At 40.7% G+C, this 18,849-nt stretch carries 18 protein-coding genes; 14 read left to right on the top strand and 4 right to left on the bottom strand.

From position 1 onward, the window contains the following. Position 1 precedes the first annotated feature (1 nt). The 11 genes from secG (at position 2) to rodA (ending at position 11,802) form a co-directional block, all read left to right on the top strand. Complete coding sequence (gene secG / locus MQE36_RS07520) at positions 2-355, top strand: preprotein translocase subunit SecG (protein WP_242938827.1); 354 nt, start codon at positions 2-4, stop codon at positions 353-355. Positions 356-507: 152 nt separating this feature from the next. Next, positions 508-786, top strand: a complete 279-nt coding sequence (locus tag MQE36_RS07515; protein WP_242938549.1) for a co-chaperone GroES — start codon at positions 508-510, stop codon at positions 784-786. Between the two features lie 76 nt (positions 787-862). Further along, a complete protein-coding gene (gene groL, locus MQE36_RS07510) occupies positions 863-2,494 on the top strand; it encodes a chaperonin GroEL (protein WP_242938548.1) in 1,632 nt (543 codons plus the stop codon). Between the two features lie 123 nt (positions 2,495-2,617). Continuing rightward, positions 2,618-3,898 (top strand): DoxX family protein, encoded by a 1,281-nt coding sequence (locus MQE36_RS07505; protein ID WP_242938547.1) that lies wholly within the window; start codon positions 2,618-2,620, stop codon positions 3,896-3,898. 165 nt (positions 3,899-4,063) lie between these two features. Then, a complete protein-coding gene (locus tag MQE36_RS07500) occupies positions 4,064-4,519 on the top strand; it encodes a GAF domain-containing protein (protein WP_242938546.1) in 456 nt (151 codons plus the stop codon). Positions 4,520-4,600: 81 nt separating this feature from the next. Then, positions 4,601-6,133, top strand: a complete 1,533-nt coding sequence (gene purH / locus MQE36_RS07495) for a bifunctional phosphoribosylaminoimidazolecarboxamide formyltransferase/IMP cyclohydrolase (protein WP_242938545.1) — start codon at positions 4,601-4,603, stop codon at positions 6,131-6,133. Positions 6,134-6,292: 159 nt separating this feature from the next. Next, positions 6,293-7,321, top strand: coding sequence for a rod shape-determining protein (locus MQE36_RS07490; RefSeq protein WP_242938544.1), 1,029 nt, complete (start codon positions 6,293-6,295; stop codon positions 7,319-7,321). A gap of 9 nt (positions 7,322-7,330) precedes the next feature. Next, positions 7,331-8,161 (top strand): rod shape-determining protein MreC, encoded by an 831-nt coding sequence (gene mreC, locus MQE36_RS07485; protein WP_242938543.1) that lies wholly within the window; start codon positions 7,331-7,333, stop codon positions 8,159-8,161. Beyond that, a complete protein-coding gene (locus tag MQE36_RS07480; RefSeq protein ID WP_242938542.1) occupies positions 8,154-8,663 on the top strand; it encodes a rod shape-determining protein MreD in 510 nt (169 codons plus the stop codon). The genes mreC and MQE36_RS07480 overlap by 8 nt, the downstream gene beginning before the upstream one ends. Next, a complete protein-coding gene (gene mrdA / locus MQE36_RS07475) occupies positions 8,660-10,522 on the top strand; it encodes a penicillin-binding protein 2 (RefSeq protein WP_242938541.1) in 1,863 nt (620 codons plus the stop codon). Before MQE36_RS07480 ends, mrdA begins: the two co-directional genes overlap by 4 nt. Beyond that, positions 10,519-11,802 carry a rod shape-determining protein RodA gene (rodA, locus tag MQE36_RS07470; RefSeq protein WP_242938540.1) on the top strand — a complete coding sequence of 428 codons (1,284 nt, stop codon included), beginning with the start codon at positions 10,519-10,521 and terminating at the stop codon, positions 11,800-11,802. Before mrdA ends, rodA begins: the two co-directional genes overlap by 4 nt. An 8-nt stretch (positions 11,803-11,810) precedes the next feature. Here the strand turns inward: rodA and MQE36_RS07465 are convergent, their stop codons facing one another. From MQE36_RS07465 to MQE36_RS07455, 3 genes are read right to left on the bottom strand one after another with little or no spacing between them, the layout of a single operon-like run. Continuing rightward, positions 11,811-12,641, bottom strand: a complete 831-nt coding sequence (locus tag MQE36_RS07465) for a DNA/RNA non-specific endonuclease (RefSeq protein WP_242938539.1) — start codon at positions 12,639-12,641, stop codon at positions 11,811-11,813. A 1-nt stretch (position 12,642) separates the two neighbouring features. Beyond that, positions 12,643-13,752, bottom strand: coding sequence for an ABC transporter permease (locus MQE36_RS07460; protein ID WP_242938538.1), 1,110 nt, complete (start codon positions 13,750-13,752; stop codon positions 12,643-12,645). A gap of 3 nt (positions 13,753-13,755) precedes the next feature. Continuing rightward, positions 13,756-15,906 carry a carboxy terminal-processing peptidase gene (locus MQE36_RS07455; RefSeq protein ID WP_242938826.1) on the bottom strand — a complete coding sequence of 717 codons (2,151 nt, stop codon included), beginning with the start codon at positions 15,904-15,906 and terminating at the stop codon, positions 13,756-13,758. Positions 15,907-16,164: 258 nt separating this feature from the next. On the opposite strand from MQE36_RS07455, the gene surE reads away from it, so the two are divergent. The 3 genes from surE to lpxB are packed head-to-tail and all read left to right on the top strand — an operon-like array spanning position 16,165 to position 18,362. After that, positions 16,165-16,944, top strand: a complete 780-nt coding sequence (gene surE, locus MQE36_RS07450) for a 5'/3'-nucleotidase SurE (protein ID WP_242938537.1) — start codon at positions 16,165-16,167, stop codon at positions 16,942-16,944. Beyond that, the gene (locus MQE36_RS07445; RefSeq protein ID WP_242938536.1) at positions 16,934-17,224 is read left to right on the top strand and encodes a hypothetical protein; all 291 of its coding nucleotides are present in this window, start codon (positions 16,934-16,936) and stop codon (positions 17,222-17,224) included. The genes surE and MQE36_RS07445 overlap by 11 nt, the downstream gene beginning before the upstream one ends. 19 nt (positions 17,225-17,243) lie before the next feature. Beyond that, the gene (gene lpxB / locus MQE36_RS07440) at positions 17,244-18,362 is read left to right on the top strand and encodes a lipid-A-disaccharide synthase (protein WP_242938535.1); all 1,119 of its coding nucleotides are present in this window, start codon (positions 17,244-17,246) and stop codon (positions 18,360-18,362) included. A 9-nt stretch (positions 18,363-18,371) separates the two neighbouring features. Here lpxB and MQE36_RS07435 read toward each other — a convergent pair whose 3' ends face one another. Continuing rightward, complete coding sequence (locus MQE36_RS07435) at positions 18,372-18,800, bottom strand: hypothetical protein (RefSeq protein ID WP_242938534.1); 429 nt, start codon at positions 18,798-18,800, stop codon at positions 18,372-18,374. Positions 18,801-18,849 lie beyond the last annotated feature (49 nt).

Here is an 18,849-nt window from a genome sequence, read left to right as displayed (position 1 = left end):
TATAATGACGTTTTCAATCTTTTTAGTGCTTATTATTATCGTAGCATTTTTGTTGGTACTAGTTATAATGGTACAGAACCCTAAAGGTGGAGGTTTATCATCGACATTCGGTGGAAATACGCAAGTAGTCGGAGGTGTGAAAAAGACAGGTGATTTCCTTGACAAAAGTACCTGGACGCTGGCCACTATTTTAATTGCTTTGATTTTATTATCCAACCTTTCGTTAAAATCAGGGCCAAATTCAGGATCTAAATTATTAGAAGGTCAAGAAATTGAAGCTCCTGCTCAGGACAACACACCTGTTGAAGCTGAAACACCTGCATCCAGTACGACAACAGATACTATTGCACAATAAAATAATTCCTCCAAGAGGTCAAAAATGCCGGTTTGTGTGACAAGCTGGCATTTTTTTATGTCTTAAATGTCACTTTTATGAATTGGCACAATTTCTGCCCCAACTGAAACAGAAATTTGTAAAACATATAAAAACATAAAAAGTTATCGATTATGGCTAACTTAAACATTAAACCTTTGGCCGACAGAGTTCTTATTGAACCGTTGGCAGCTGAAACTACAACTTCATCCGGAATCATCATTCCTGACACCGCAAAAGAAAAACCACAAAAAGGAACTGTTGTGGCAGCAGGGCCGGGCACAAAAGACGAGCCGTTAACCGTAAAAGTTGGCGATACTGTTTTATACGGGAAATATGCCGGTACAGAATTAAAATTAGACGGAAACGATTACCTGATGATGCGCGAAAGTGACATCCTGGCAATTGTATAATCCCTTTTATTTTAAATCGACACAAAAATTTAAATCACACTTGCTTTAATGCAGGTAAAACAAAAAAACTAAAAAAATGGCGAAAAATATTCAATTCGATACGGAAGCCAGAGATGGCCTGAAGCGTGGTGTTGATGCCTTGGCAAATGCTGTAAAAGTAACTTTAGGACCAAAAGGCAGAAACGTAATTATAAGCAAATCTTTTGGCGCTCCGTCTGTAACCAAGGATGGTGTATCTGTTGCTAAAGAAATAGAACTGGAAGATCCTTTAGAGGATATGGGAGCTCAAATGGTAAAGGAAGTGGCTTCCAAAACCAATGATTTAGCGGGTGACGGGACAACAACCGCCACTGTATTAGCGCAGGCTATCGTTAAGGAAGGCTTAAAAAATGTTGCAGCAGGCGCCAACCCCATGGACCTAAAAAGAGGGATCGACAAGGCTGTTGAGGCTATCGTAAAAAACCTGGGAAAACAATCTCAGGAAGTTGGGGACAGTTCTGACAAGATCAAACAAGTTGCAGCTATTTCAGCTAACAACGATGATTCCATAGGTGAACTTATTGCTACAGCTTTCAATAAAGTTGGAAAAGAAGGTGTAATTACTGTTGAAGAGGCCAAAGGGACTGACACTTATGTTGATGTCGTAGAAGGAATGCAATTTGACAGAGGATACCTTTCTCCATATTTTGTGACTAATTCTGAAAAGATGATTACAGACCTGGAGAATCCTTACATCTTACTTTTCGACAAGAAAATATCTTCAATGAAAGACCTGCTACCTGTTCTTGAACCTGTAGCACAAAGCGGAAAACCTCTTTTAATTATCGCTGAGGATGTAGACGGGGAAGCCCTTGCTACCTTAGTAGTAAACAAACTTAGAGGCGCTCTTAAAATCGCAGCTGTTAAAGCTCCCGGATTTGGCGACAGACGCAAGGCCATGTTAGAAGACATCGCTATTCTTACAGGCGGAACCGTAATCTCAGAAGAGAGAGGCTTCAACCTGGAGAATGCTACCGTTGATATGTTAGGTACCGCAGAGAAAGTTACTATCGACAAAGACAATACTACCATAGTAAATGGTGCCGGAGACCACGACAATGTAACTGCCCGTGTAAACCAGATCAAGGCTCAGATCGAAACTACTACTTCTGACTACGACAAAGAAAAGCTTCAGGAACGTTTGGCAAAATTAGCCGGAGGTGTTGCCGTACTTTATGTAGGTGCTGCTTCCGAGGTTGAAATGAAAGAAAAGAAAGACCGTGTAGATGATGCCCTTCATGCTACCAGAGCTGCTGTTGAAGAAGGTATCGTTGCCGGAGGTGGTGTTGCTTTAGTTAGAGCTAAAAATGTACTGGAAGGAATCGAGGCAGATAACGACGATGAAGCCACCGGAATCCAGATCGTAGCCCGTGCTATCGAAGCTCCGCTAAGAACCATAGTTGAGAATGCCGGTAAAGAAGGATCTGTTGTTGCAGCCAAGGTTTCTGAAGGTAAGGAAGATTTCGGATACAACGCTAAAACTGACGAATATGTTAATATGTTGGCAGCAGGTATCATCGACCCTAAGAAAGTAACCCGTATCGCTTTAGAAAATGCAGCCTCTGTATCAGGGATGATCTTAACCACAGAATGCGCATTAGTAGATATTAAAGAAGATAATGCTCCTGCGGGCCCTCCAATGGGTGGCGGCATGCCGGGAATGATGTAAAAGAAGGCTAACTTCTGAAATAAAAAAGCCGCTCAATCGAGCGGCTTTTTATGTTAATTCTTACATAATTAAATAAATTTCAACCACATTTTTAATATTTTAGTCATCAATCAATTAAAGACCATGACTAAAACCACTTCTTTTCCTGACAATCAGAACTTCATTCAAACATTATTTTTCAGACTCTTTTTTTGTTACTACATCCTTTATGCATTCCCTTTTCCTCTAGAATACATACCTTTCGGACATTATTTTGGCATGTGGACCTACGACTTTTGGAAATGGCTCGTGCCGATAGTTGCAGAAAATATATTTCATATCGACAAAGAACTTACGCTGCCAAACGGTAGCGGAGACACAACGTTCAACTACATTCAGGTTTTTACACAATTATTAATTGCTATACTTGCCACAACCATATGGACCTTGAGCAGCAACAAAAGAAAAACACACTCCAAACTCTATATCTACCTTATTGTATACCTGAGGTATTACCTGGCTTTCTACATGTTATCTTACGGAAGCTCTAAATTATTTGTAAATCAGTTTTCCAGCCTATCGTTATTTGATTTGATTACACCTTACGGAGACTCCTCACCCATGGGACTCATGTGGAATTTTATGGAGTATTCGGATTCCTACACTATATTTTCCGGAGTAAGCGAAATTATCGGAGGACTTTTATTGATGTTCAGGCGAACTACAAAACTGGGCGCATTGGTTACTTTTGGAGTCATGCTTAATGTATTCATGATGAATCTGAGTTACGATATCCCGGTTAAGCTTTTTTCTTCTCACTTAATGATTATAGCGCTTTTCATCTTATCGCCACACTTAAAAAGCCTCACAAACTTTTTTATCCTGAACAAACCTGCCATGCCTGTTAGTATTGATAAATATTTTGTGAAAAGAAAATTAAACATTGCAGGGCTTATTTTTAAAACCATATTTATTCTCTTTCTCTTAATTACGTTTACAACCAATCAAATAAGACGCCATAATATAAACAGAGACATTGCTTCTTACCCGGAATTATACGGCATCTATACCATAAATTCATTTAGCAAAAACGGTAAAGAAATTATTCCTTTAGCAACGGACTCTCTTCATTGGAAAAAAATGGTTGTTGATAAATACTCAACGGCAATCATTAAACTTGATGACTCAAAAGAATATTATAAGAACGAGACCGACACGACGTCCCGTAACTTAAAACTGACATTGTACAGAGACTCCCTCAGTGTTTACAATCTTAAATACCAAAAATCTGACAGCATCTTAAACCTCGAGGGAACATACCTCCAAGACACCCTGAAAATAGAACTTACTAAAAAAGACCACACACAATTCCGATTACTCAAACGAGGGTTCAACTGGATCAATGAATACCCATATAACAGATAGAAAAGTATTCATAAAAACGGCAAGCCACCTCGGAGCAAGCTCACGAGAGGGCCAAGCGCAAAAAAACATTCGATTTTTGGCCTATCTTTAACATTTTTATACAAAACCGCATAGCAAAATCGGGTCGGATTAAATACATTTGCAATCATAAATCGGAACTGTAATATGACATTTGATTCTTTAAAGCCACAAGTCACACGAATACTTTCTGACACATCTGGTTCTGTAGATGACAGGCTGACTCAAGTCTGCGAATTACTTCGAAGCAATATCGCTTACTACGACTGGGTTGGTTTTTATTTTAAGAACGGGGATAAAGAAGAGCTAAAATTACGTTCCTATGCAGGCGACCCCACCGATCATACCATTATCCCTTTTGGAAAAGGTATTTGTGGACAAGTCGCTGTTTCAAATGAAAATTTTGTTGTTCCGGATGTTAAAGCCCAGGATAACTATATTGCCTGCAGCATTCACGTAAAGGCAGAAATTGTTATTCCGTTATTTGTGAATCACGAGAACATTGGTCAAATTGACATCGATTCCCACACAGCAGATCCGTTTTCTCCGGAAGATGAAGAATTTTTACAGTTTGTTAACCGACAAGTAGCTGAAATACTTTAAATTTCACGTTTTTTCCAATTGTATATTGCACTGTTTTAATGCAAAAAAACTACTTTTGCACCCATACAAAACAATGCAACAATGAATGGTATAAAATCGGCAAAATCTGCTTTAATCTCAGTATTCAGTAAAGACGGGCTTGAGCCTATTGTAAAAAAGCTTAACGCCCTGGGCGTCACCATATACTCTACCGGTGGAACAGAGAAATTCATCAAAGACCTTGGGATCGGGGTTGTTCCTGTTGAGGATGTTACCAGTTATCCGTCTATCCTGGGGGGCAGAGTTAAAACTTTACACCCAAAAGTATTCGGTGGTATCCTGAATCGCCAGGACAACGAAGGTGATATTGCTGAAATAGAAAAATTCGAAATTCCGCAGATCGATATTGTAATTGTCGATCTTTATCCATTCGAGAAAACTGTTGCCGGCGGCGCATCTGAACAAGATATCATAGAAAAAATTGATATCGGAGGGATTTCACTTATCCGGGCTGCTGCTAAAAACTTTAAAGATGTTACCTGTGTAGCTTCGGTTGATGATTATGTAGAATTCTTAGAAGTTATTACTAAAGGCAACGGGAACACGTCCCTGGAGCAGAGAAAACGTTTTGCTACAAAGGCATTCAATGTTTCTTCTCATTACGATTCTGCTATTTTCAACTACTTTAACCAGGATCAGGACATTCCGGCTTTAAAAGTAAGCGAAAACAACGCACAAGCATTACGCTATGGAGAAAACCCACATCAAAAAGGGTATTTCTACGGCGATCTGGAAGCTATTTTTGACAAGCTACACGGAAAAGAACTTTCATACAACAACTTACTTGATGTAGATGCCGCTGTAAATTTAATGGGAGAATTTAAAAACGATGCCCCTACATTTGCCATCTTAAAGCATAATAATGCATGTGGTGTTGCCACCAGAAACACCATTAAAGAGGCATATATTGATGCCCTGGCAGGCGACCCGGTCTCTGCGTTCGGAGGAATCCTCATTGCCAATAAAGAAATTGACAAGGAAACTGCTGAAGAGGTTCATAAATTATTCTGTGAAGTAGTAATCGCTCCTTCGTATAGCGGTGAAGCCCTAGAAATATTAAAAGGCAAAAAGAACAGAATTATATTGGTCCAAAAAGACATTGAGCTCCCTAAATCCAATATCAGGACTTGTTTAAACGGAGTTCTTGTACAGGATAAAGATCTTAAAACGGATAAAAAAGAAGATTTAACCCAAGTCACAAACAATAAACCTTCGGAAAATGAGTTAGAAGACTTATTGTTTGCCTCAAAAATCTGTAAACACACCAAATCCAATACGATAGTACTGGCTAAAAACAAACAGTTATGTGCCAGCGGTACAGGACAAACAAGCAGGGTTGACGCATTACGGCAAGCCATCGAAAAAGCAAATTCATTTGAGTTTGACCTGAATGGTGCCGCCATGGCCAGCGATGCTTTTTTCCCATTCCCGGACTGTGTTGAAATAGCAGATAAGGCAGGGATCACAACCGTAATCCAACCGGGCGGTTCTATCAAAGACCAGCTAAGTATTGATTATTGTAATGAAAATAATCTTGCCATGGTTTTTACCGGAACACGTCATTTTAAACACTAAAAAATACGTTTTCCCCTCTTAAAACCTTTTTTAGCGTGTTTAACAGGGGGAAACTCTGAATAATTTTTTAAATTGTAATTTATTTACACTAATAAATTTTTATTATTGTTTAGACACTAAAAACATCGATTAACAAACAACTTAACCTGAACATAATACATGGGATTTTTTGACTTCTTAACTGAAGAAATTGCCATCGATCTCGGAACTGCCAACACACTGATCATCCACAATGACAAGGTGGTTGTAGACAGCCCTTCTATAGTTGCAAGAGACAGAATATCTGGCAAAATCATTGCGGTTGGTAAACAGGCCAACATGATGCAGGGTAAAACACATGAGAACATTAAAACGATCCGACCGCTGAAAGATGGGGTTATTGCAGATTTTGATGCCTCTGAAAAGATGATCAACATGTTCATCAAAAGCATCCCGGCCCTAAAGAAAAGGATGTTCCAACCTGCATTAAGAATGGTGATATGTATCCCTTCCGGGATTACAGAAGTTGAAATGCGGGCAGTTAAAGAATCGGCAGAACGCGTGAATGGCAAGGAAGTTTACCTTATCCATGAACCTATGGCCGCAGCTATAGGTATTGGCCTTGATATCATGCAACCCAAAGGTAATATGATTGTTGACATAGGTGGAGGTACCACTGAAATTGCTGTGATCGCTTTGGGAGGTATCGTTTGCGACAAGTCGGTTAAAATTGCCGGGGATGTTTTTAACAATGATATTATTTACTACATGCGTACGCAACACAACCTTTATGTTGGTGAAACTACTGCCGAAAATATCAAAATCACCATTGGTGCTGCTACCGAAGATCTCGAAGTTCCGCCTGAAGACATGAGCGTACAAGGCCGGGATCTTTTAACAGGAAAGCCTAAACAAGTACAGGTTTCATATCGTGAAATTGCCAAAGCTCTGGACAAATCTATCCTTAGGATCGAAGATGCGGTAATGGAAACTTTATCTCAAACTCCTCCGGAATTAGCTGCGGACATCTATAATACAGGAATTTATCTTGCAGGCGGCGGCTCCATGTTAAGAGGATTAGACAAAAGGATATCCCAAAAAACAGATTTGCCCGTATATATAGCTGAAGATCCGCTGAGGGCTGTTGTACGCGGTACGGGAATAGCACTTAAAAACCTGGATAAATACAAGCCTATACTGATAAAATAGAAATAGAGAATGCAACAGATTATCACTTTTTTTATAAGGAACAAAACGTTCTTCCTGTATCTGTTGCTTCTGTCAATCTCCCTGGGCTTTACGTTTCAATCCCACTCTTACCACAAAAGTAAGTTCGTTAATTCTGCCAATTGGTTTTCGGGCGGCATTTATGAATCGGTAAATGGTATCGGGGATTTTTTCGAATTAAGGAAATATAACCAACAATTAGTTGAGGAAAACCAACGACTTCGTGCTTTACTGATCAATAACGGCTCAGTACCCAGCAGTATAGATTCAGCATATACAGATACCTCAGGACACCAACAATACAAAATAATTTCGGCAGAGGTTATTAAAAACAGCTTTGACCTTCAGAAAAATTATCTCACGATCAACAAAGGAGAAAAAGAGGGTATTCAGCAAGACATGGGGGTAATTACATCCAAGGGTATTGTCGGCATTATTGAAAACACTTCGGGAGGCTACGCTACAGTTCAGTCGGTCCTGAATACCATTTCTGAAATTAATGCACAACTCAAAAACTCCGACCATTACGGAACCCTGAAGTGGGACGGAAAAAACCAAAAGACCGTTCAATTGGTAGATGTGTCGAGAGTTGCACCCGTAAAAGCAGGAGATACGATTATCACAGGGGGCATGTCGGCCATCTTCCCCAAAGGGATTCTGATAGGCACTGTCAGCGAAGTAAAACCAAATATTTCAGGCAACTATTTTATTATAGATATAGACTTGTTTAATGATATGACGAGTTTGGGATATGTGTATGTCATAGAAAACAAAGACAAAAAAGAAATTCAGACTTTAGAAAATGAAACGATAAATGAATAACGATCTCATTAAAATAATCGTCCGTTTCTTTGTCCTGATTCTGGCACAAGTATTGGTTTTTAACCATGTAAACCTTTTTGGTTATATCAATCCATACGTATACATCTTGTTTATCCTTCTCTTCCCTGTCAAAAAAGAAACAAGGATGTTATTTATCTTCCTTTCATTCTTAATAGGACTGATCATCGATATTTTTTCAGACAGTGGCGGAGTACACGCCGCAGCCTGTGTGTCGATAGCGTATATGCGACCTGTAGTTTTAAGGTGGGTTTTCGGGAATGCTTACGAATATCAAACCTTGAAAATAGCATCTACTTCACTGGGGCAACGGTCACTGTACATGACTATTTTAATTTTAACACATCATTTGATCCTTTTTTGGCTTGAGATTTTTAGCTTTACAAGTATTCTTTTACTCCTCAAAAAAGTATTGTTTACCGGTATCCTGACATTATGCCTGTGCATTATGTTCATGATTTTATTTAGCAGAAAAAAACGATGAGAAAGTTACTTTTAGCATCTATCATTATTCTCATTGCCATTGTATATATAGGCAGGTTGTCGTACCTGCAGCTTATCGACAATTCTAACCAGAACCCTTTAGACGATACCGCCATCAAAGCGGTATACGACTATCCCGAAAGAGGATATATCTATGATAGGAACGGAGAACTCCTGGTCTCTAATCAGCCGGCGTATGATATAATGGTGATCCCGAAAGATGTCAAGCCCTTAGACACCCTGGAATTTTGCAACCTGCTAAACATCACTCAAGAAGATTTCGTTAAGAAATACAATAAAGCACGGGTATATTCGCCCAGGCTGCCTTCTGTGTTTGTACCCCAACTTTCAAAAAGCGAATACGCCACGCTCCAGGAAAAAATGAGAAAATATGAAGGCTTTTATATTCAGAAACGATCTTTAAGACATTATCAAACCTCATCCGGGGCAAATGTACTGGGCTATATCAGTGAAGTAAATGATTACGAGCTTAAAAGCAATCCGTATTACCAGTCTGGAGAACTTATCGGAAGAAATGGCGTTGAAAGGGTTTACGAAGAGATTCTCAGGGGACAAAAAGGAGTGAAATTCATCCAGAAGGATCGATTTAATCGGGACCTCGGTTCTTACAAGGGAGGAGTTTTTGACACGCTTCCTGTTCAGGGAAAAGACATCGCGATAACCATCGATAAGGTTCTTCAATCTTACGGGGAAAAATTAATGGTCAATAAAAGAGGGGGGATTGTTGCTATCGAACCCAAAACCGGCGAAATATTAGCCATGGTTTCAGCACCCTCGTACGATCCTGCCTTACTCGTGGGAAGACAGCGTTCTAAAAATTACAGCAGACTCTATTTGGACTCTATAGCAAACCCCTTATACGACAGAAGTGTTTTAGCAGAATATCCACCCGGATCCCCTTTTAAGATCCTAAACGGGCTCATCGGACTTGAAGAAGGTGTTATCGATGAACACACAACCGTAAGGTGCTACCATGGTTACAGATACGGCCGCAACAGGTTTATGGGTTGCCACTGTGCCAGCGGAACGCTTAACGACTTTCAGTCAGCCACCTACCGTTCTTGTAACGCCTATTTTGCAGACACGTATAAGAAAATAATCGAGAAATACCCCAGCCCGGAGAAAGGCTTACAAACCTGGACCAATCACGCTAAAAGCTTCGGACTAGGCGGCTATCTGGGAAATGACCTTTCTACAGGGCGTGCCGGAAGAATTCCGGACAGCGCTACATACAACAGGGCATATCCGGATTTCCAATGGAGAGCAGAAACGACTATCTCTAATGGGATCGGGCAGGGTGAGATCCTTACCACTCCCATACAATTGGCTAATATGACAGCTGCTATTGCAAATCGCGGCCATTATTACACACCCCACATCATAAAAAATATTGAAGGGGAAACTATTGACGAAAACTTCACCACTCCCAAGCATACTACAATTTCCAAAAGACATTTTGATGATGTAGTATTGGGAATGTGGGATGTATATAAACGAGGGACAGCACGTTCTGTTCAGGTAGACAGTATTAACATTGCCGGTAAAACAGGTACTGCCGAAAACTTCACTAAAATAGATGGAAAAAGGACCCAGCTGACCGACCATTCTATTTTTATAGCTTTCGCACCGGTTGAAAACCCAAAAATTGCCTTGGCGGTATTTGTGGAAAACGGATATTGGGGGTCACGTTATGCTGCCCCTATAGCATCGTTAATGATCGAAAAATATTTACGTGGTAAAATTACCCGTACCGACCTGGAAAGAAGAATGTTAGAAGGAAGCTTAGAGAATGAATACGCCAAACCTCTGAGCGGTGAACCGTTTGAGATAAATCGATGAAAAACAGAGTAATCCAACAAATAGACTGGCTTTCCATACTACTGTATTTTGCCCTTGTTTTTATTGGGTGGCTAAACATATACTCCACCACCATGTCTGATGACAATCCGGCCATCCTTAATTTCAATCAACCGTACGGCAGGCAACTTATCTTTATAGGTCTAAGCATATTACTTATCATTTTTGTCCTGGCAATAGAAACAAAATTCTATGCCAGGTTTTCGAGCATCATATACCTGGCCTCTCTGGCATCTTTACTCGGGTTATTTGTTTTCGGAAAGAACATTAACGGAGCAACATCCTGGTACAGTTTTGGCAGCTTCGGGCTACAGCCTTCAGAATTCGCCAAAGCAGCAACTGCACTGGCATTAGCCAAATTCTTAAGCGACATTCAAACCAATATCAACGATTTTAAAGATCAGCTTCGCTCATTCTTAATCATTATACTTCCCCCTTTATTAATTATACCGCAACCCGATCCGGGAAGTGCTCTGGTATACACCAGCTTCTTTTTCGTTCTTTACAGGGAAGGATTACCCAGCTATTACCTTCTGGTTGGTTTTACTGCCATTATCCTATTTGTCTGTACGTTATTATTTGGCGCTGCCTGGGTTATCGTAGGCTTGCCCCTCTTTACTGCATTATTTATTTTATACAGGAAAAGAAAAAAGTTGAGGGTTCCTACATTTAAAATCCTGATCATTACGCTATCTTCCATCATCTTTTGTCTTTCTGTACGTTATGTTTTTGAAAACGTTTTTGAACAACGTCACAGGGATCGGTTCAACCTATGGCTACGCCTGGAACACGACCCCAGTAAACTGGATGAGATCAGAAAAACCATCGGTTACAATACTTACCAGTCTGAGTCGGCTATCGGTTCGGGAGGACTCACAGGCAAGGGATTTCTCGAAGGCACACGTACCAAAGGAGATTTTGTACCCGAGCAACATACAGACTATATTTTCAGTACTGTAGGAGAGGAATGGGGTTTTGTCGGTAGCGCCGGGGTTATTATACTTTTTACCCTCCTTATCTTGAGAATACTGGTTCTTGCTGAAAGACAACGTTCACAGTTCAGCCGAATATATGGCTATAGCGTTGCCTCTATTTTATTGTTTCATTTTGCAATCAATATCGGAATGGTGATCGGTTTGCTTCCGACTATCGGGATTCCGTTACCATTTTTCAGTTACGGAGGTTCCGGTTTATGGGGCTTTACCATCCTTCTCTTTATTTTTATCAGACTCGATGCCAACAGAAGAGACGACTGGATGTAATAACCCTTCTAAAACCAATACCCTAAAGATACATCCTTCTCCGTTTCAAGCTCGAGCTGGTCGTTCAGCTTATATAAAAAATCTACCCCTGTTACAGCCTCTATACTGTCGATAGAGACCCTGAATGTTTCCAACGATGCTTTTGATTCTTTATGGGGTACTAAAAAGGCTGCTGTTCTTATATCCCCATCTCTTTCATCTATAATGATTTTATAGAAATAGTCCGGAACTGAAACCTTTTCCTCTCCGATGGTGACCAGCTTTCCGTTAAGCACCCCTCCTGTAATAATAAATATCCCGTTATGCTTTTTTGCCCAGTACCTTGCCTGTTGCTCTAATCTGTTCCACAGGCCACTATTGAAATGATGTTCCTGGGGGCTCACATTACTGGTTAAAAAAGTCTGATTGTAAGCTGCTACAGAGAAACGACGATCACCGGCAGGACATAAATGCCCACGATCGTAACCCGAATTCTTATAATTACGCCAGTCTGCAGAACCTGTTTCAACCTTAGGGTCCTGATTAAAATAAGGTCTTTTTCTATCGTCGTATGTAAGATGCTCTTTCTTCAGCTCGTAGGCTACCCACTCCGCCTGCTCATGCATCTCGTTATAAGATAAGGTATAATACTCGTGGTTTACGATAACGCCTGTAGTTGAACGCGGTAGATACCGCGCTAAAGAGAGGTTTGTACTTACTTCCTCTTCTTCACTTACCATATCCTTATTGTTGGTGTTTGGTTGCGATTGACCGGTATCGGCATCATAATACTTTTCAAAAAGATAGAAACCAATAATAGCCAAAGCCAGAAGTATCCGGTATATTTTTTTATTACGCATATTAACTCTTTACATCCAACGCATCTCTTAATGCGTTACCCATAAGCATAAAAGCCATAACCAGCAACATAATTGCGAGTCCCGGTACAATTGCCAAATAAGGTTTTCCCAGGATAATATAATTATAATGATCTTTTATCATAGCTCCCCAACTAGGTGTTGGTGGTTGTGCTCCTATCCCAAGAAAACTCAATCCGCTTTCTATGAGGATGGCCGAAGCAAAATTAGCTGCCGAGATCACAATAACAGGAGCCATAATGTTCGGGATAATATGCCTGAAGATTATCCGGCCGCTTTTATATCCCAATGCTTTTGCAGCTGTAACATACTGCGTTTCTTTTACTCCCATAATCTGCCCCCTGACAACCCGGGCTACCTCTACCCACATTGTTAGTCCCACAGCTATAAAGACCTGCCAGAAGCCTTTCCCTAACGCCAGGGTGATTGCAATTACCAATAGCAATGTTGGGATCGACCAGGTGATATTGATGACCCACATGATGAACGCATCCACCTTACCGCCAAAATATCCTGCTACAGCCCCCATAAACATGCCTATCAGCAGCGAGATCAAAACGGCTACAAATCCAATAGAGAAAGATATGCGTGCTCCTACCAAAAGCCTGCTCAACAAATCTCTTCCATATTTGTCCGTTCCCAGGATAAATTTTCTTTCCGTTATATAACGATTGACAACCTCCCGGGCATCCGGCCCTGTACCAAATTCACTAAAGCTTATTTTCTTTTCCAGACCGCCGTCTCCTTCACCGCTATACGGTACATATATCAAATCACTCTCCGTAAACCGGTACGATGTAATTGGAATTTCGGTATCTGAACTGTTTACGCCGAACAACATCTTATCTAAAAAAGCCTGTTTATTTACCGTACTTCCGGGAATGACAAGCATCATAACCTTAAAACCCGGCTTTTTAGAATGAATGGACAAATGCATCTGGTTGGCATTGGTAGAATTGTCCGGAGCCAACACATAGGCTAATAGCGCTACCACTCCACAGAGAACGATAATCCAGAAACTTAAAACGCCCCAAAAGTTCCTTTTGAACTTTTGGAGCGCTATATGAGTTAATGAGTTTGCGTTTCCGCTCATAGACTATCCTTTAATACCGGCTACCTTACCTCTCTTAATATTACTCAGATGGAGGTCTTCCAACACATTTAAGGCTTCTTCCATATATACATCTTTAGCCAAATCTGCGTGCCAACGATCTCTTTTTTGTCTTAATGTACTATCCTTAACCATTAAATCCTGCTCATATGGTAACGAATTAAATGTAAGGTTTGTTTTATAATCTGATATAGCCCTGAATTGTTTTACAGTTTCCTGATCCTTATTCATCGCCTCTACATACGCATCGTAGTTAAGTGAGTACTCTTTAATGTCCTGCTGGCTTTTTACCCAACGTGCATTCGAATCGATCAGTTTTAACTGCCGGTTATCTGCCATCCGTTTTTTACTGTTATTGATTGCTTCCTCATAATCGATATAGCCATCCCAGGTTTTATAACTGGCAGGATCGATCTTATCCCATGGAAGCGGGTTCTCCTGGTCTTTCTCTCCTATATCGATATAGCTGTAACGATCCGGAACAACCACATCGCTCTTTACCCCTTCTAACTGTGTAGAACCTCCGTTTATTCTATAAAACTTCTGGGTCGTAAGCTTCATGGCCCCTACATTTCCAAAATCATTATCGCCCCTTAAAAACTGGTTCAGGTCTATAACATTCTGCACGGTTCCTTTACCATAGGTCTGCTTGCTCCCTATTACAATGGCTCTCTTATAGTCTTGCATGGCAGCAGCAAGGATCTCTGAAGCAGAGGCAGAAAGTTCGTTAACAAGGATTACCAACGGACCATTCCATTGTATCCTCTCATCCTTATCTTCCAATACTTCCTTACGCTTTCCGGTAGACTTAATCTGAACGACAGGTCCTTCTTCGATAAACAGTCCTGCCATATCTACAACTGTTTTTAACGACCCTCCCCCATTATTACGCAAATCGAGCACCAGTCCTTCCATCCCTTGCTTTTTAAGCCTGGTGATTTCCTGAGCTACATCTGATGCCGCATTGCGTTCCTTGTAATCGGTAAAATCGACATAGAATTTAGGAAGATTGATAACCCCGAATGTTTTGCCGTCTTTTTCAACGGTCGATGACTTCACATACGATTCTTCCAACTCTACCACATCTCTGGTAATCGAAATCTCTTCGATAGTTCCATCTACACGTTTTAGGGTTAAGAACACTTTCGTCCCTTTAGGTCCTTTAATCAACTTAACCGCATCACTCAAGCGCATGCCCACAATATCAACAGCGTCTTCTCCTTCCTGGGCTACCTTGATAATCTCATCGCCAACCTCCAGTTCATTCTCTCTCCATGCCGGCCCTCCTGAAATGATTTCTACAATCTTTATATAATCGTTCTTTTTCTGTAATCTTGCTCCGATCCCTTCAAACTTACCGGACATATCTGTATCAAAACGTTCTTTTGCTTCCGGAGCCATATATGACGTGTGCGGATCAAACTCTTCGACGATCGAATTGAGATAGAGCACAAACCAGTCGGTACGTTCCAAATCATCCATCACACTAAAGTAGTCATTCATGGCAGTTAGTGTATTCTCCCTTGCTTCCTTTTCTGTCGACACCTTGTCAGTAAGCTTTCCGTTAGGCGCTATATCTTTAAGTTCTCCATCTTCTTTTTCTACCTTGTCATTTTCGAGCACTCCTGCATAACGTTCCAACGCGCTGAACTTCAGTTGTTTTCTCCATCGTTCCGTGAGTTCTTTTTTGTTTTTTGCATACGGCAGGTTCTCATAATCCAGATCTATGCGCTCTTCAGCTTCAAAGTCAAAAGGGGTTTTAAGCACTTCTTTATAAACGGCCCTTGCTTCCGTCATCCGCTGTACCAACCTATCGTAGGTAAGATTGAAAAAAGCAACGTCCGAAGCTTTTATCTGGTCGTCTATTGCTTCCTTGTACTTATCGAACTCCTTAATGTCTGATGCCAGAAAATAACGCTTTAACGGATCCAGAGCATTTATATAACTATCATAAACCTCCCTGGAAAAATCATCATCGAGATCCTTCGGACTCAGGTGCCCTTTTTCAAGCACATAAGTGATCAGGTCTATCAACAATTTATCTTTATCCGAACCTTCAAAAGACTTGTTGGTAAAACTACATGAGGCTACCAGAATCAGCAATCCCCCTAATAAGTATACTAAATTTCTCTTCATCATAATATTTCATTTTAACCACCCAAGGCTTCCTCTCTTCTGTTTTTTATCATTACAAGCCCCGAATATTATTTTTCAATCTATAAAAAATCTTAGTTATTTAACAATAATCTCAATTTTTATCCAATAGATTCGATTAAAGGTCGACTAAAATACTGAAAAAACCGTGCCATCTACAGCGATTGCTACTAATTTTTTGTTAAACGTAAAAGTACGGTTCAAATTGTTTAATTTAGTGCCTCAAATCTTATTAAAGATATGCAAAAAAAGCCATTAATCCTGGTAACCAACGATGACGGAATTACCGCTCCCGGCCTTAGGACACTCATACGCATCATGAATGAAATCGGCGAGGTCGTAGTAGTAGCTCCCGACAGCCCACAAAGCGCTATGGGACACGCTATTACCATCAACAGCACCTTGTATTCGAATGCAGTAAAGATAGATGACGGCCCTCAGAAAGAGTTCAGTTGCAGTGGTACTCCAGCCGATTGTGTAAAACTGGCTGTCAATGAAATATTAGAACGTAAACCCGACTTGTGTGTCAGCGGTATAAACCACGGTTCAAACTCTTCTATAAATGTAATTTATTCGGGCACCATGAGTGCAGCTGTCGAAGCAGGTATTGAGAACATCCCTTCTATAGGGTTTTCTTTATGCGATTATGCCCTGGAAGCCAATTTTGAACCGATAGAATCGTATGTAAGAACCATTACGAAGGCAGCTCTTAAAAACGGGATCCCGAAAGACACAGTCCTCAATGTTAACTTTCCTAAACTACCTAAAGAAGAAATAAGAGGCATTAAAATCTGTCGACAGGCACGTGCTACATGGATGGAGGAGTTCGACAAACGCACAAATCCTTTAGGAAAAGAATATTACTGGTTAACCGGAAAGTTTGTTAACCTGGATAAAGGAGAAGACACAGACGAATGGGCATTGGCTCAGGGTTATGTATCGGTAGTCCCTGTTCAGTTTGACCTTACTGCACATCACACCATTCAAGACCTTAACACATGGAACCTCAATGAATCGTAAAAAGGAAATGGCTATAGGGTTTGTCGTTGGCATCATAGCCAATACCATTGGTTCGTTACTGTATATGCTGCTTTTTTCCAGGTTCAGCCTGGCCGAAACATACAAGATAGCACAAGAACAGGGTTATTTAGGGAGTATTCTTGCTTTGGGAGCCTTGCTCAACCTCCTGGCTTTCTTTGGTTTTTTAAAAATCAAAAGGGATTACCGGGCAAGGGGAGTATTAATAGCCACCTTGCTCACGGCACTTATTATATTATTTTATAAAATTTTCGGAAATTAGCTCCTCCTAACCTCGCAGTATGAAATATTATATTATAGCCGGTGAAGCCTCAGGCGACTTACATGCTTCCAATTTGATGAAAGCCATAAAGAAAACCGATCCGCAGGCTGACTTCAGGTTCTGGGGAGGAGATCTTATGCAACGTATAGGAGGAACCCTGGTAAAACATTACCGTGATCTTGCTTTTATGGGGTTCATAGAAGTTTTAATGAACCTGAAAACCATTCTGAACAATATTAAATTCTGCAAAGAAGACATTACTAAATACCGACCAGACGTTTTGATATTTGTCGACTACCCCGGTTTTAATATGCGGATTTCCAAATGGGCCAAAGAAGAAGGTTATAAGACTCACTATTATATATCGCCCCAGATCTGGGCCTGGAAAGAAAACCGTATCAAAGCTATTAAACGCGACGTAGATGAAATGTATGTCATCCTGCCATTCGAAAAGGATTTCTACGAAAAAAAACATCAGTATCCGGTACATTTTGTAGGACATCCGCTTATCGATGCTATTGCCAACCGCGAGCAGGTATATCCCGATGATTTCCGAAAAGAAAACAAACTCGACGAACGACCCATTATTGCGATCTTACCAGGCAGCCGCAAGCAGGAAATTACCAAGATGCTTTCGGTAATGCTCAGTATAGCAGACAGCTATAAAGGCTATCAGTTTGTGATAGCCGGTGCACCCAGCCAGGAATACGAATTCTACAAGCAATTTATTGGCTCTGCCAATGTTCATTTTGTAACCAACAAGACCTACGACCTGTTAAGCCTTTCGGAAGCCGCTTTGGTTACCAGTGGCACCGCAACTCTTGAAACGGCATTGTTTAAAGTACCGGAAGTGGTATGCTACAAAGGCAACTGGTTTTCATATCAGATCGCCAAACGTATTATTACGCTCAAATACATTTCACTGGTAAACCTTATTATGGACAAGCCCGTAGTTACTGAACTCATTCAAAGCGATTTTAATTCCAGACGCCTGAAAGAAGAACTGGATAAAGTTCTCGATCCGGACCACCGTAAAAAGATATTTTTAGATTATTACGAGCTTGAAAAGAAGCTGGGGGGGAAAGGCGCCAGTATGAATACGGCAAAGCTTATCTGCAACAGTATCAGCAAAAAATAAGAAACAGCCCTAAAACATTATCCTAAAAGCATAATCAACATAGGTGGCCGTATAAAAAGTTAACCCTATATAGCTTAGATTATACACTGCCCTCAACAACCAGGGAAGTGCAGACAGATCGTGTTTAAACCACCTTGCGATCAATACTCCAATAGCCATAAACATAAACCAGATCATAAAGAAATACGATGGTCGCCAACGAATGGCCAAGACCACCAGATCGTGCAGGAGCCCGCAAAAAACAAAAGTAAAAACAAGTGCCGGACCCGGCGGCAGATGTTGCTTTGCCGGCCTAAAGACATACCTGCCCAGGCAGTACCCGAAGATAGGATTCCAATACTGCCAGAACACCCCAAAGTTCTTTGCGCCCAGTGAGCGATAAAGCATATTGCGCAATGCTCCCGGATGTCCTATTGGAACACCATTACGCTTGAGCACATATTGCCGGAGGGTTATCAACTTTTTGCTTTTTGAAGCAGCAATATAA

It is taken from the genome of Zhouia spongiae (assembly GCF_022760175.1).
Lineage (GTDB): Bacteria > Bacteroidota > Bacteroidia > Flavobacteriales > Flavobacteriaceae > Zhouia > Zhouia spongiae.
The sequence above is the reverse complement of the archived record's forward strand: the minus strand, read 5'-3'. Positions and strand labels throughout refer to the sequence as shown.